Here is a 14,599-nt window from a genome sequence, read left to right on the forward strand (position 1 = left end):
ATGGCGGGTTTTCAAGCGCACAGAATTAATAACGCGGCGGTTTATCTTGACGGTAACAGCTATCTGGCAAAAGCATCTGAAGTGGATTTAGGCAGTGTTAAAACCGTGATGTCCGACTTTAACGGCCTTGGGCTTGTTGGTGTGATTGAACTGCCTGATGGTTTAGATAAAGTGGAGGGAAAGATAGTCTGGAACTCCCTTTATCAAGATGCTGTCAGTAAAATTGCTACACCGTTTACAACAGTTTCTCTGCAATGCCGTAGCAATATTGACGTGCATACAAGCCAGGGGCGAGTTGACCAGTTGCCCCTCGTTACACTCATGACGGTAGCATTCAAAGAATACCAACTCGGTAGTTTTAAACCCCGAGAGGCGACAACGTTTGAAACACCATTTAGCGTGACATCAATCAGACAGCTCGTGAATGGGAAAGAGACCTTGATGTTAGATTACCTCACCAATATTTATCGGGTGGATGGTAAAGACCAACTTGCTAAATATCGGGCTAATATTGGCCAATAGTCAGTATTCACGTTACTGCTCAAATACCCGGACATGTTCCGGGTGTTTTTTTAAACCCCGCTAAAATAACTGTCAATCAATAAGCTACAGAATCAGGGCTCAATAGTTTTTCCTTTTAGTTCTCTTCTGGAGCCTGAATATGAGCAAGAAAGCTGATTTCCTCACTGATACCAAAATCCCTTTATTACGTTCTCTTACCCTCGGTACCGGCGAAACCCTAAGTGAACTGGTTATGCGTGTACCTACCCGTGGTGACATGCGTAAAGCCCAGCGCCATAGCAAAGAACAGGCTGATTCGGAAACCTTTCTGTTTGCTCTTTTGACTGGTCTGACGATGGAAGATATTGATGCACTAACGCTTGCTGATAGCGCTGAGGTATCAAAAACCTTTCGCCACTTATGTGGAGAATCTACCGACGAGTCCTGAAAACTTACAGTCTATCGATGAATGGCTGGTACTCGAATTTCGATTGTCACCGGCTGAGATAGATAACCTGAGTTTTGTTGACGAATACTGGCGGTGGTTTGAACTGGCTCAAGAGCGGAATAACCAGCGCATTGAAGCGATGAATCAATAATATAGAGGCGTTATGAGTAATACTATCTCTGTAGGTCTACGCCTGGGAGCGGTGCTTGATAACGCCTTTAGCTCTGTTTTTGGTAATGCCAATACTACCGTTAACCGGCTAGGCCGAACCACTGAAGCCTTATCCCAGCGCCAGCAGCGCCTAGGCCAGATTATGAGCCGGGCTCTGAGCCACCCCACCCGAAATATTCAAGCACTGCGTACCCAATATGAGCGCCTGGGCCAATCCCTTGACCGACTAAGAACCAAACAAACCAAGCTCAATGCCGCCATGGCCAAACAAAAGGCGTTAGCCGATCAGCGCCAGGCCATGGGCGGGGAAATGATGGGCACCGCCGCTGCGGCCTGGGGGAATGCCACCATGCTCAGGGAGAGCGTTGGCCGTAGTGCCGAACTTAAAGATAGCTTGAGGGATGCACGGATCAAAGGCAGCTTAAGCGCTGAAGATGAAGCTCAGTTAGGTAAAGTCGTTCGAGATGCAGTAAAAGGCACAAATCAAGGCCATATGGAACTCTCTGTTGGTGTCGGCCAGTTGGTGGAAGGCGGTACCAGCATGGAGGAGATCCAAGCTTATGCTCCATTACTCGGAAAGGCTGTCACAGGGCTACGAATCAGCATGGATCAAGGTGCCGAGTCATTTCTGGCATTACGTGATATGGGTGTTGGCAGTGAAGAGCAAATGCGCCAGGCGCTTGATCAACTGATTTGGTCAGGTAAGCAAGGCGGTTATGGCATGGCTAATATGTTTAATGCCATTGGCCAACTCGGTGATGAAATTAAGAAAAATAAGCTGGGCATGGATTCCTTGGGGGATATTGCAGCCACCTTACAGATTGGTGATGGCACGATGGGAGCCGAAAATGCCATGTCTGGGCTGAAAGGCTGGCTGACAGAAATGAACACGGATAAACGTGCTGCTGCGTTTTCCAGTGCCTACAAAACTATCGATCCCAATGCAGAATTCGATTACCAAGCATCCATGAAACAAGCTGTTGCTAATGGATATAGCGAATTTGAAGCCAGTATGAAAATTGCCAGTGGTTTCTTAGAGAAGCGACTCGGCGCGGCGGGTATGGCTGAGATGAATAAGTACAAGGGAAATGCGGAAAAACAAGCTGAACTCATGGAGAAATTTGGCCTGTCTGAAATATTTAAGGATAACAATCAGGTCAATATGGTGCTGGGTTACCGGCAGAATAAAGAAGAGTATGACCGTATTCGCGATGGTGGAAAATCTAACGGTGAGTCAGCCGGGACATTACAACAAACCGCTGATTTACGCATGGATTCCCCTATGGAGAAGTTTAAAGCCTTTGGTAATACCCTAAAAGAGCTCTCCATTACGGTAGGTGATGCATTATTACCGCCAGTCATCCAGTTGGTGGATACGCTGATGCCCATTATTGGCAATATTTCAGGATGGATAGCCGCAAACCCTAAGTTGGTTGCCGGTCTTGTCGGAGCCGCTACGGCTGTCGTCGCCCTTAAAGTGGCCACATTAGGTGCGTCCTGGGGCATGAATTTCTTCGTCAAATCGCCGATGGCCATGTTGAACGTTGCCCTGGCTAACAGCAGTGCCAAGCTGGAGCTGTTCCGTGCTCGTATGTTGCTAGGTTCAGCCACTGGCACAAGATTCAGTAGTGTATTCCCTGGCATAGCGGCATCAGTGACCACGCTCGGTAAAACCTTTGCCAGCGTTGGGCGGATGATGTTCTTAAGCCCTATCGGGTTGGTGATTGGGGCTATTGCCGTGGCCGCTTTGCTGATTTACAAGTACTGGCAACCTATCAAGGCCTTTTTCAGCGGTGTATTTGAGGGTATTGCCGAAGCCGTTGAGCCTATCGGTGCCGCCTTTACTGAAGTCTTTGGCCCCGTCGGTGAGCTGTTTAAGCCTCTGGTTGAATGGGTATCCAAAGCCTGGAATTGGGTTAATAAGTTATTTGAGCCTGTTAACTCTACGGCTCAAGAACTGACGAACGCCAAGGACGCAGGACGGTCATTTGGTCAGGTGTTAGGCCAAGCCATCAATATTGTGTTACTTCCCTTAAAGCTTATGTTCAAGGCAGTCGGTTTAGTCTCAGAAGGGATTAAAGCCGCGTTCGCCTGGTCACCGATGGAAACTATCAGAACGGTCTGGGGAAGTATCTCCGGCTGGTTCAGTAGTACCTGGGACACAATCACCGGTTCTGTTAGCAGTGGTATTCAGAGTGCGTCAGATAAAATCACCAGTTGGTCTCCTTTGGATATGTTCAAAAACCTTTTCAGCAGCGTTTTAAGCTGGTTTGGTGTTGAACTGCCTGGTTCATTCTCAGCGGCAGGTGAAGCCATTCTGGATGGGCTGATTACCGGTATCACTAGTAAAGCTGCTGCCGTCAAGGACTCTATTTTGGGTTTAGGGAGTTCTATCAGTGGTTGGTTCCAGGGCAAACTCGATATTCATTCGCCGAGCAAGGTATTCATAGGCTTTGGTGAAAATATTTCTGAAGGTGCTGCTATTGGTATCGACAATCAATCTGGGATGGTTGGTAAAGCGGCTCTCGATTTAGCTTCAGCCACGAACATCCCTCTGGCCAGCCCAACCTTATCAGCCCCCAACTTACTCAATAATAATGTACCGGGTATTCAGTCTCCGGGTGCCGATGCTATTCGCAGTCAACAATTCGCCAGCTCATCAACAGGAATGAGCATCACATTTGCCCCTCAGATTACCGTTCAGGGTAATAGTGATGTCAGGTCGCAGGTAAATGATGCGTTAAAGATGAGCTTTAGCGAGTTTGAGAGGCTGATGAAAGAGTACGAGCATCGTACTAACCGTAGTGCCTATAAGGGGATTAACGGATGAAACGCTGGGCCATTTTAGGTGATTTTTCATTTGATATTCTGAGCAGCCCCCATGCCTATGGCCATCGTTCGTCGGTGACGTGGGCAGAACACGCCCTTATTCAAGGTAAGCCAAAACTGGAGTATGTCGGCGACGAACTGGATGAGATTACCTTTGAAGTCCTGTTCCATTCCCATCTGGTAAAGACTGAAACTCAGTTACGTTTACTCCGGGAAGCGAAAGAAAAACATGAACCCATGGCGCTGGTTATGGGGGATGGCGATTATAAAGGGCCGTATGTCATCGCCAACGTTGATACCAACGCCAACACCACCACACCGGGTGGCCGCATTCGCTCTGCCACGGTCAGTCTGACATTAAGAGAATATACCGGTGAATTTACCCGTGCGGCACCGGGTGAAGGATTGCTGGGCTCTCTTCTGACCTATGTTGATGCTAAGACCGGAACTGACCTAAAGAATATGGCTCAGGAAGCGATCGGCTATGCCAAGACCGCCATGAATGTGATTAATGCCGGTATGGATGCCTATCACGAGATTAAAGAAAATCCACTATCAGTGCTAGGTGCGCTCTCCGAACTGTCATCGATTACCGGTGGTGCTATCGGGCCACTGGAACAGCTATCAGGTTTAGCGGATGTGTTTAGGGATGGCCAAGAGCTTGTGGATGCCGGTAAACAGGCATTAGATGATGTACGCCAGGCTGTAGATTATCTGAAAGATGACAGTTTATCGATTTGGGATCGTCTCGACAGTGCGGCAGACAGTATGGGTAATGCATCAAGTTCATTAGAAAGCGCCAGTTCCAATGCACTAGCGCTGAGCGTCGGCGTAGCCACCCGGAGACTATTATCATGACCCAGCAATATCGGTTTCATATCACGACTGAAGGTGAACGTTGGGATCAACTCGCCTGGCGCTATTATGGCGATGCTTATCTTTATCCTCAAATCATTGCCGCTAATCGTCATGTGGCCATCACACCCACATTTAAGGCCGGAATAACCATTGCTATCCCGCTGTTGGAAAGCAAACCCTCTTCAGTAGGAATGCCGCCATGGAAATCATGAAAAATAACGTGCCGGTGTCTGATTTTCGGCTTTTATATGAAAAGAAAGACATCAGCAGTGAACTGGCTGCTTACCTGATATCGATTACTTATACCGATTTTCTCAGTGGTCAGGCTGATGAGTTGTCTATTGCGTTAGAAAATATTGACGGCCGTTGGTATGGTGAATGGTATCCCGGCCAGGGTGATGAACTGACCTTTGATCTGGGGTGGTTGGGAGAAGAACGCCGCCAGATTGGCGTTTTCGAGATTAACGACATCGATTTTCAGTTCTCACCCAGCACGGTGACCATTACCGCTCAGGCGGTAGGTATCAAGAATTCAGTCAGAACGAAAACTGCCCGTGCCTATGAGAAGATGACGCTGGATAAAATTGCTAAACAAATAGCAGATCGTCAGGGTCTAACCTTAGTTGGCGCTATTGAACCTATCGCTTTAGACCGGTTGACGCAGCAAGAGTCTGATATTGAGTTTCTTAAAAAACTGGCTGATGAATATGACTATGCTTTCAAAATTGAAGGCAGTAAGCTAATTTTTCATGCCATTTCTGAGCTTTTACGTCTTCCTCCTGTGGCCACCTTCAAGTTAACGGATATTTCCGGTGGCCATATTCGTGACCAGATTAAACAGGTACCAAAAGCAGTGGAAGTTAAGTCACACGATCCCGCCAAGAATAAGACCATCACTTATGATGTTAAGAACGGTGAAATGACGGCGAAAGACTCTAGCGTTAGCAAGTCAACAACCAGCGCCGACACCATCAAAACCTCAACCCGTTCGACTTCTCCTGAAGTGGCCACGGCTAAGGCTCAGGCAGAACTGGCAAAAGCTAACCGGGAGCGTACTGGCGGCAATATTGATTTAATGGGTAATCCTAATTATCTCAGTGGTAACTCAATCAGGCTTGAAGCCGGTGGTGAACTGAATGGTGACTACCTTATCCAATCTGCACAGCACCAATTAGACCGTTCCGGGGGATGGAATACCGCCCTGGATATCTGCCGCATCCGAGAGGCTGAAATTGTCACTGTCAAAGCGGATAAATCTAAGTCCACATCATCTGCATCCACACCTAAAAAGAAAGTCGTTATCTATGATGTGAAGAATGGACAAATGGGGAAAAAATGAATCTTGAATATGGCACTGTCTCCGCATGGGACGCTAAAACCTGTCGTATCCGGGTTGACCTTCATGAAAATGGGCTGACCTCTTATTGGTTACAAGTCCCACAAGGGTACTCCAAAAAATCAAAGCGCCGTTGTCCTGTCGAACTGGGTACGCCGGTTGCGATCCTCCTTAAAGACGATGGTGTAGGTGGTGTATTACTTGGCGCTGTTTATTCTGAGGCGGAACCCCCACCTATCGAGGATGATGATACTGATTATATGGAATATAAGGATGGCACAAAACTGTCCTATTCCCCCTCAGAACATAAGCTGGATCTCAATATCTCAGCAGGCACTGTGGATATAACCGCTCCGGCAGGCGTAACGATTAATGCCGCTGCCGGTGTCACTATCAATGCCGCATCAGGTGTAGCCATTAATGCAGGGTCTGGCGGTACAACGGTTATTGGCGTTGTTAACGTGACGGGTGACGTTATCGCCGATGGTATCTCATTAAAAAACCATACTCATCCGGGCATTCAAACAGGTTCATCATCAACGGGTCAGCCGCAATAAGTCTTTTTAACCTTCATTAAAATCAGTATTTTCCCATCCAGCTATCATAGCCATATGAAAATACTGAACTCCATTACATCAGCGCATTGGCAACCAGAACTGGGTACTCCCGGTTCTGTCGTTGAAGGCTTGTCTGATTTAAATCAGGCCATTCGGGTCATTCTATTAACACCTAAAGGGAGTGACCCACATCGACCTGAGTTTGGTTCTGATATCAATAAATACATCGACTGGCCAGCCAATCTCATCACGCCTTACCTTGTCCGTGAGTCAGTGGAGGCTATAAAGCGCTGGGAGCCGAGAGTAACAGTTATTCAGGTTATTGTTGATATAGACAGTTCCAAGGTCACCTTACGCGTTAAATGGAAAGTGGCAGACGGTATAGAAGAAAGTGAGGTTGCTTATGAGCGAACTAGCACCACCTGAGTTTGTCAGCATTGACCCCAAAGCTATTGAGCTGGATTTGATTGCCCGATATGAAGAGATATCAGGTAAAAAATTGTACCCGGCTCAGATTGAGCATCTGTTTATTAATCTACTGGCTTATGCCAAAGCCCGTACATTAGCCCGAATTCAGCACACTGGGGAACAGATGCTGCCCCGCTTCAGTGAAGCCCCCATTATTGATTACCTGGCGGAGCTGGTTGGCGTTATCCGTTTACCCGCACAGCCAGCACGCTGTACGTTACGTTGGCAATTCGATGCAGCCATCACCCAAGATATTTTCATTCCTATGTTTACTGTCGTCGGTAATGAAGATGGTAGCGTTTCCTTCAGTACGGATTTGGATGTTGTTATTCCTGCTGGCTCATTGTCGGCGGATGTTAGCGCAACGTGCAAGGTTGTTGGCCAACAGGGTAATGGGTATCTACCCGGCAAAATCAACAAATCAGAACGTCTTCTGGATGCCGGTTTATTGGTCAGTAATATCAGTGCTACCGCTGGCGGTGACGATGAGGAAACCACACCGGCGTTACGTGAGCGGATGATGTTGGCACCAGAAGGTTATACCAGCGCCGGGAGTTATGGCGCTTATAAGTTTCACGCCTTATCCGTTCACCAATCCATTATTGATGTGGTTGTTCTTGGCCCTGATTTGGATAACCGCATACCGCCAGGGCAAGTTTGGATATACCCATTAACCAAAGATGGGCTTCCAACAGTAGAGCTCATTCAGCTTATTGAAACCAAACTCAGTTCTGAGAAAAAACGGCCTATCAATGACCGTGTTTTAGTTAAGGTGCCGGAGATAGTTGAATACGATATTAACGCCGAACTGACGTTGTATCGCTCCGCTGATGTCACCACAACCGTCAACCTTGCTGAAAAAGCGATAACAACATGGGAAGCCGCAAGAGCGCTGAGGCTTGGGGTTGATATTGTTCCTCATCAGGTAAGCAAAACGCTCTCTGTGGTTGGCGTATATGACATCACACTGAATAGCCCGACCAAACGCATTGTTAAACCTTACGAATGGGCAGTTTGTACCGCCATTCAGGTACTTCCTGTAGGTATCAGCGATGAATAGCAGCCATATATCGCCCCCATTAGCCGGTGATATTCGTTTTGCAGCTCTCAGTCAGATGGCTGAAGAGATATTTGATGAACTGGAGCTGGAAGTTGTTCTGGTTTACTTGATTGACCTCGTTAACTCTGCCGTTTTCCCTTTTTTAGCCGAACAGTTCAGCTTATTGGGCGATGGGTGGGAATTAGTTGAATCTGACGATGCAAAACGCAACCTGATTAAAGGTGCTATCGAACTTCATCGCTATAAAGGTACGCCTTGGGCCGTTCGTGAGGTCATTAGGCGGTTTGGATTCGGTGAAGTTGAGCTGATAGAAAATATCTATGACTGGACGTTAGACGGCTCCGTTCTGCTCGATGGTTCTCATGTGTTGGGTGATGGTTCAGCTTGGGCCAGATACCGGATAATCCTAAAAGAGGCCATTACCAACGATCAGGCCGACAACTTACGCAAAGCTATTATCGCTTTTGCACCTGCCCGGAGCTATTTAGAAAGTCTCGACTACCAAGAGGCGGCATTCCGTCTTGATGGTACCAAATACCTTGATGGCCAATATAACTTAGGGAGCATATCCAATGGCTGATTTACCAGAACAGGAACTATGGGAAGGCGTTAGGCAATTAGAAACGTCTGACCGGGCATTAGGTGGCCCTGGTGGCGTTATGAATGTGCCATTACGTAACCTAGCTAATAGAACTGCTCATCTAAAAAAGGTTCTAGAAGGTAAAACTGGCGCGGCATCAACAACAACGGCGGGTATTGTTAAATTAAGCTCAGCAACGAACAGTGATTCAAATACTGATGCAGCTACTGCCAGTGCCGTAAAGAAGGCATATGATTTAGCTGCGAGTAAATTGAGTAGTATTCCTTTTGCGACAGTAAATGAGGTACTTGACGGGGAAAGTACAGAGAAAGTTGTTACCCCAAAAACTCTACAGAGCAAAGGTAATTTTTATAGTAATGTAGATATGTTAATTACCAGCAAGATAACCACAGCACAATTTGGCGCTCGTTTTTGGGTGGACCATAGCTCACCATCGGCTTTTACATTGCCTGATATAAGTAACATCGTCGGTTGTGGTCAAACAATAACTATATGGAATGTAAAGGATACCAATATCACCATTTCCGTTGGGAACTCATCCAACAGTATATCCATCCCTATGTCAACGGTAACAACTCTCACGTTAAAACCTACTGAGAGCGCGACCTTCATTGTTGAACAAGCTAAAGTGTGGCACGCAACCGGTGATGCAGTGTTTAAGCACTCAATTATGTTTGGCGCAAACCTTGCTCAAAATGGCTGGAAGCGAGAGCCATCAGGGTTGCTCACTCAATGGGGTTCTGCAATCGGGAATAATGGGTTATCTAATGTGACGTTTCCAATTGCTTTTTCTAATCGTCCATTCACGATAATTTTTGGTTTTCGAGAGGGGGCCTATCCGTCATATGCACAATCTATAGTATTGGATGACACTGCAACGACAAATGTAGGTTTTAGATGCAGAACAATGATGGCAACTTCCCCTGTCACAAATTCAGCTAGCGCCTATTTTTGGCGAGCAGAGGGCATCTAATATGTATAACTATAGTGCAAAAAATAATGCGTTTTACCCGGATTCTGAGCGTTCTACTTATGAGTTTCACAGCGTGTGGCCCGATGACTGTATCCCGGTTCCTGACTCTATTTATGACGAATTTGCAGCCGCCGAGCCACCAGCTGGTAAAGTACGTACTGCTAGTGCTGATGGATTACCATACTGGGATGATATTCCAGAGGCAACAAAAGAGGAGCTTATCGCTGTTGCTGATGCCGAAAAATCCACTTATTTGGCATTAGCAAATGAGAGAATAGCACCATTGGTTGATGCGGTTGAATTTGATATGGCTACGATTGAAGAAGTAGAGCGACTTAAGGCATGGAAAAAGTACCGGATATTATTGATTAGAGTTGATGTAAATACCGTACCTAATATTGAATGGCCAATACAACCGGATGCATAATACTGAAATTCAGTTGCGCCATTGGAAAATGAAAGCGCGTCGATTTATCACAGTAAACATCTGTCATTTATCGCGCGCGGCTTCAAGTAAGCTGACTTTCTCGCTTCACCATCAATATTTAATAAATGGCAACGAATTAATTTAATCAACTATTTGCAACCTTTGCTGTTTCCGTTATTGTGATGTACATCACTTCCCGGTATCTCACCGATGAGAAGATAAGATTTAGAGAAAGACAATTCATGAATAAAACCGATGAGCTCCGCACCTCGCTAATTGACAGCCTGGTGACCCCTGAGCGGCTGGCACAGCTGTTTCCAATTACAGAGGAAGTCAGCACTAATATTACCCGGTCGCGTCAGCGTATTGAAAAAATTATTCACGGTGAAGACCGTCGATTACTGATTATTGTTGGCCCTTGTTCAATTCACGACGTTGATGCCGCAATGGATTATGCCGAACGCTTAAACGTTTTGCGTGACCGTTATCAGGATCGTCTGGAAATCGTGATGCGCACCTACTTTGAAAAGCCGCGTACCGTGGTGGGTTGGAAAGGTATGATTTCCGATCCCCATCTGGACTGTTCTTATCAGGTTAATCAGGGGCTACAACAGGCTCGTGAACTATTACTAAAAATTAGCCAGTTGGGTATGCCAACCGCGACTGAGTTTTTAGATATGGTGATCGGGCAATATATTGCCGATTTGATTAGCTGGGGTGCCATTGGTGCCCGCACGACCGAAAGCCAGATCCATCGCGAAATGGCATCAGCACTTTCTTGCCCGGTTGGGTTTAAGAATGGCACTGATGGCAGTACTAAAATTGCTATTGATGCTATTCGGGCTGCACGTTCCAGCCATATGTTCCTGTCACCGGATAAATCAGGCCAGATGAGTATTTATCGCACCAGCGGTAATCCTTACGCCCATATTATTTTACGCGGTGGTAAAACGCCAAACTACCATGCTGCTGATATTGCTGCTGCCTGTGACAATTTGCGTCAGTTTGATTTGCCGGAGCATTTGATAGTGGACTTTAGCCACGGTAATTGTGAGAAGTTGCATCGCCGTCAGTTAGACGTGTGCGATAACATTTGTGAGCAGATAAAAGCCGGTTCTATGGCTGTTGCCGGTGTGATGGCTGAGAGTTTTCTGGTTGAAGGAACGCAGAAACTTCAGGCCGGTCAGGCGCTGACTTACGGGCAGTCGATTACCGATCCTTGCTTGAGTTGGGGGGATACGGAGAAGATGGTAGAGAGTCTGGCGGCGGCGGTGGAGTCGCGGTTTAGTTAGAACTTGATTCTTTAAATCAGTTCCTGCGGATATTCCGGCCGTAGTCATATAGTGCTTATATTACCTATGTGCCCGGCCGGAAGACCATCTGTACTCGAGTTTGGAGTGTGTCGGGCCTAGCCGGGCTAGGGGCGCTTCGTTGGCTTACGCCAAGTCGACCCCAACGCCAGTCTCTCCCGACAATTACTCCCGTTAAATACCTTTCTTATACCTAAAGAGACATATCTAACCCGCTATTATCTAACAATTTCCGCGATCCAGTCGCCCAGTTCGGTGAGTTCTTTTTCTTGTTCAGGATATTGTTTTATCAAGTTGAGGCATTGTTGTTTTAGTGCGTCGCTGTGGTAGATGGAGCCCTGTAGGTTTTCGGCCAGTTGTTCCAACGGTGTCGGGGTCAGGCTGTCGGTGAATATTTGGGTGCGGGTGATGTGGCCTTTTTCTACGTCAAAATGTAGTTCTACTCCGCCCCAGACAAAGCGCTGGTCCAGTAAATGGGTGAATGCAGGGGCCTGACCAAAGTTCCATTCCCAACTGCTCTGGCGGGCGAAGGTATCCACAAAGTTTGGTAAATCAGGTAATGCATCTGGGGAGATATGTTCGGCAATGACTTGCTCACCATAATGTTCAAAGAACGATTTAGTGACAGCGTCACAAATTTGTTGATGGGTAATGGTTGGCAGAAGCTGTTTCAGGTTAGTTACCCTGCCTCTGACCGAGGTGATACCTTTCGCCTGTAGTTTTTTTATATCCGGATTAAGATAGTTTGCCAGTCGGGTTAAATCCGCATCCAGCAATAAAGTTCCGTGATGGAATCCCCGATCCATGGTTTCCCGATAGGCCGAACCGGAAACTTTGCGTTCGCCTTCAGCTGTGTTTACTACCAAATCGTTACGTCCGGAGGCGGTTGCTTCAATACCCAGAGAATTTAATGCGTTAACCACGATGGCAGTAGAAATGGTTTTGTCATACTCAGGTTTTCCCGCCATAAAGGTAAAACAGGTGTTGCCTAAATCGTGAAAAACCGCACCACCGCCGCTGCTGCGACGGGCTAGTTTAACCTTATCCTCTTCCATACGGCGAGTGTTGCACTCTTTCCACGGGTTTTGCGCTCGTCCAATAACGACTGTATCTGCGTTACGCCATAAGAACAGCACTCGCTGTGTAGCGGGCATTTGGCGAAAAATACATTCTTCCACTGCCAGATTAAACCAGGGATCGTAAGAATCAGAGATAAGCAGACGCAAAGAAGACATAAACATTATCCATCCGGTAATAAGATAATTAATCTTAACATGGATAATGCCATTTCGTGTGATTAAGCGGAAAAATTCCCGCTTAATCATCAGGCTAGCTATTCACTGATGGCAAAAACTCGTAACCGATGACCATCGGGATCCTCTGCGGTAAAGGTATAACCAAAGTCCATCATTTGAGGCGTTTGCAGGATAGATACGCCCTTTTGTTTCCACTGTTGATAATAGTCGTCAACCGCCTGGTTAGACGCAACGGCGAAACCTAATTCTCCGCTGGCAGTGATTTCACCCGCCTTAGGTTCTACCGTACGTTTAGACCATAACCCTAGCAACACACCGGAAGAAAAACGGTACATCGCAAACGTTGGCGATGCTTCAACTGGCGCTTGATCCAACAAATTCTGATAGAAATTGTTGCTTACCGTTGGGTTATCCACATAAAAGACAAACATATTGGCATCTAACATTTTACTCTCCTTAAGATAAATGAAATCAATGCTACTCTGCTTTAGTTCAGCGGTGATGTACACATCCTAAGGAGAACCAGTGACAGTTTATGTCAGTAGGGTTTACTGGCGGGAAATATTATTTTGACGATACCACTCATTTAATAACGTCTGGCGACGGCGAGGATATTTATTGCCTGTGGTTTGCAGGTTAGTAATGCGGTCCAGCCGAAAATTGCGGATCTCTTTTCTTAATTCACACCAGGCGACTAACAGGCGAATTTGATCGAAAAAACCAATGGCAAAAGGCCATATGGTACGTTCAGTTTGCCGTCCATCCCGATCGCCATAACGAATCACCAGTTTATGTTCTGCTTCAATCGCCTGACGAATATCCAATACTAACTGCTGGCACAGTAACGATGAGTCTGTTGGCCCAACCAATAGCGGTGACTCATCCAACCGGTAGCGCAATGCAGGAGTAACGATGGCGGATATTTTGGCTAACGCTTGTCTGGCTGAACCCGCCAGTTCGCTGTCAGTTCGTTCTGATACCCAACGAGCACCCAACACTAAGGCTTCAATCTCTTCAGGAGTGAACATCAATGGTGGTAAGACAAAGCCTTCACGCAGAACGTAGCCAAGCCCCGTCTCTCCTTCGATTTGCGCTCCCTGAGCTTGCAGGCTGCGAATATCACGATACAGCGTACGTAAACTGATATTAAGTTGAAAGGCCAGATCGGCCCCGCTGACAGGATAACGATGATTGCGCAGAAGTTGCAGTAATTGAAGCAGGCGTTCTGAACGGGACAAAATAACCTCTTCTCTCTTACTGCAACATAATGATAAATAGACGCTGATACATCACAACCGGCGGGATTGCCAGTAGGCGTTCTTCCAGTATGGGCTGTCCAGTGAAGACGTCATCACCCCTTTACTGGTTGATGCATGTAAAAAGGCACCGTCCGCATCATAGATACCAACATGCAGTCCGTTTTCGCCTCTGCCAGTTTTGAAGAACACTAAATCTCCGGGCATCAAATCATCGCGAGAGACTTTAGATCCAACTTCGGCCTGTAGTTTTGTCGTGCGGGGAAGATTGATATTAAACCGATCGTGGAAGGTTTTATATACAAAACCGGAGCAATCCACACCGCTGCGGGACAAGCCGCCATAACGATAAGGTGCGCCTCGCCATTCACGGTGCTGCTCTTTAAGCTGTGCTAATACAAAAATAGGGTCGGAAAGTTTTCCGCTCGGCGGCGGTGTATTACTGGAACAACCTGCCAGTACCAGTAAAACCAGAAGCAATAGATATCGTAAATGCATCGGTCTCTCTTCTCCACGCTTTATGCACATAACTTTTTCATAATTAGCTT

Annotated in this window: 17 protein-coding genes; 13 read left to right on the plus strand and 4 right to left on the minus strand. The window is 46.8% G+C overall.

What is annotated here, in order from left to right; all coding sequences use genetic code 11:
• The 13 genes from GOL65_RS03615 to GOL65_RS03675 all read left to right on the plus strand — a co-directional run bounded on the left by GOL65_RS03615 (position 1) and on the right by GOL65_RS03675 (position 11,521).
• Positions 1-522, plus strand: coding sequence for a phage major tail tube protein (locus GOL65_RS03615; RefSeq protein ID WP_140921080.1), 522 nt, complete (start codon positions 1-3; stop codon positions 520-522).
• A gap of 139 nt (positions 523-661) precedes the next feature.
• Positions 662-949: a phage tail assembly protein gene (locus GOL65_RS03620; protein ID WP_140921081.1), complete on the plus strand. Its 288-nt coding sequence runs from the start codon at positions 662-664 to the stop codon at positions 947-949.
• Positions 950-1,112: 163 nt separating this feature from the next.
• On the plus strand, positions 1,113-3,950 hold the full coding sequence (locus GOL65_RS03625; protein WP_140921082.1) for a phage tail tape measure protein: 2,838 nt from the start codon (positions 1,113-1,115) through the stop codon (positions 3,948-3,950).
• Positions 3,947-4,807: a phage tail protein gene (locus tag GOL65_RS03630; protein WP_140921083.1), complete on the plus strand. Its 861-nt coding sequence runs from the start codon at positions 3,947-3,949 to the stop codon at positions 4,805-4,807. The genes GOL65_RS03625 and GOL65_RS03630 overlap by 4 nt, the downstream gene beginning before the upstream one ends.
• A complete protein-coding gene (locus tag GOL65_RS03635; RefSeq protein WP_130590762.1) occupies positions 4,804-5,019 on the plus strand; it encodes a tail protein X in 216 nt (71 codons plus the stop codon). The genes GOL65_RS03630 and GOL65_RS03635 overlap by 4 nt, the downstream gene beginning before the upstream one ends.
• The gene (locus GOL65_RS03640; RefSeq protein ID WP_140921084.1) at positions 5,007-6,146 is read left to right on the plus strand and encodes a phage late control D family protein; all 1,140 of its coding nucleotides are present in this window, start codon (positions 5,007-5,009) and stop codon (positions 6,144-6,146) included. Before GOL65_RS03635 ends, GOL65_RS03640 begins: the two co-directional genes overlap by 13 nt.
• Positions 6,143-6,700 (plus strand): phage baseplate assembly protein V, encoded by a 558-nt coding sequence (locus GOL65_RS03645; protein ID WP_140921085.1) that lies wholly within the window; start codon positions 6,143-6,145, stop codon positions 6,698-6,700. Before GOL65_RS03640 ends, GOL65_RS03645 begins: the two co-directional genes overlap by 4 nt.
• Before the next feature lie 54 nt (positions 6,701-6,754).
• Positions 6,755-7,126, plus strand: a complete 372-nt coding sequence (locus tag GOL65_RS03650) for a GPW/gp25 family protein (protein ID WP_140921086.1) — start codon at positions 6,755-6,757, stop codon at positions 7,124-7,126.
• On the plus strand, positions 7,104-8,228 hold the full coding sequence (locus tag GOL65_RS03655) for a baseplate assembly protein (RefSeq protein ID WP_140921087.1): 1,125 nt from the start codon (positions 7,104-7,106) through the stop codon (positions 8,226-8,228). Before GOL65_RS03650 ends, GOL65_RS03655 begins: the two co-directional genes overlap by 23 nt.
• The gene (locus GOL65_RS03660) at positions 8,221-8,808 is read left to right on the plus strand and encodes a phage tail protein I (protein ID WP_140921088.1); all 588 of its coding nucleotides are present in this window, start codon (positions 8,221-8,223) and stop codon (positions 8,806-8,808) included. The genes GOL65_RS03655 and GOL65_RS03660 overlap by 8 nt, the downstream gene beginning before the upstream one ends.
• Positions 8,801-9,802, plus strand: coding sequence for a phage tail protein (locus tag GOL65_RS22145; RefSeq protein ID WP_140921089.1), 1,002 nt, complete (start codon positions 8,801-8,803; stop codon positions 9,800-9,802). Before GOL65_RS03660 ends, GOL65_RS22145 begins: the two co-directional genes overlap by 8 nt.
• A gap of 1 nt (position 9,803) precedes the next feature.
• Positions 9,804-10,229, plus strand: coding sequence for a tail fiber assembly protein (locus tag GOL65_RS03670; RefSeq protein WP_140921090.1), 426 nt, complete (start codon positions 9,804-9,806; stop codon positions 10,227-10,229).
• A gap of 242 nt (positions 10,230-10,471) precedes the next feature.
• Complete coding sequence (locus tag GOL65_RS03675; RefSeq protein ID WP_140918789.1) at positions 10,472-11,521, plus strand: 3-deoxy-7-phosphoheptulonate synthase; 1,050 nt, start codon at positions 10,472-10,474, stop codon at positions 11,519-11,521.
• 236 nt (positions 11,522-11,757) lie between these two features.
• Here the strand turns inward: GOL65_RS03675 and lplA are convergent, their stop codons facing one another.
• The 4 genes from lplA to GOL65_RS03695 all read right to left on the minus strand — a co-directional run bounded on the left by lplA (position 11,758) and on the right by GOL65_RS03695 (position 14,549).
• Positions 11,758-12,774, minus strand: a complete 1,017-nt coding sequence (gene lplA / locus GOL65_RS03680; protein WP_140918790.1) for a lipoate--protein ligase LplA — start codon at positions 12,772-12,774, stop codon at positions 11,758-11,760.
• A 98-nt stretch (positions 12,775-12,872) separates the two neighbouring features.
• Positions 12,873-13,241, minus strand: coding sequence for a VOC family protein (locus GOL65_RS03685; protein WP_140918791.1), 369 nt, complete (start codon positions 13,239-13,241; stop codon positions 12,873-12,875).
• A gap of 102 nt (positions 13,242-13,343) precedes the next feature.
• Positions 13,344-14,033, minus strand: coding sequence for a helix-turn-helix transcriptional regulator (locus GOL65_RS03690; RefSeq protein WP_140918792.1), 690 nt, complete (start codon positions 14,031-14,033; stop codon positions 13,344-13,346).
• A gap of 51 nt (positions 14,034-14,084) precedes the next feature.
• Positions 14,085-14,549, minus strand: a complete 465-nt coding sequence (locus GOL65_RS03695) for a C40 family peptidase (RefSeq protein ID WP_140918793.1) — start codon at positions 14,547-14,549, stop codon at positions 14,085-14,087.
• Positions 14,550-14,599: the final 50 nt, after the last annotated feature.

It is taken from the genome of Limnobaculum xujianqingii (assembly GCF_013394855.1).
GTDB classification, from domain to species: Bacteria; Pseudomonadota; Gammaproteobacteria; order Enterobacterales; family Enterobacteriaceae; genus Limnobaculum; species Limnobaculum xujianqingii.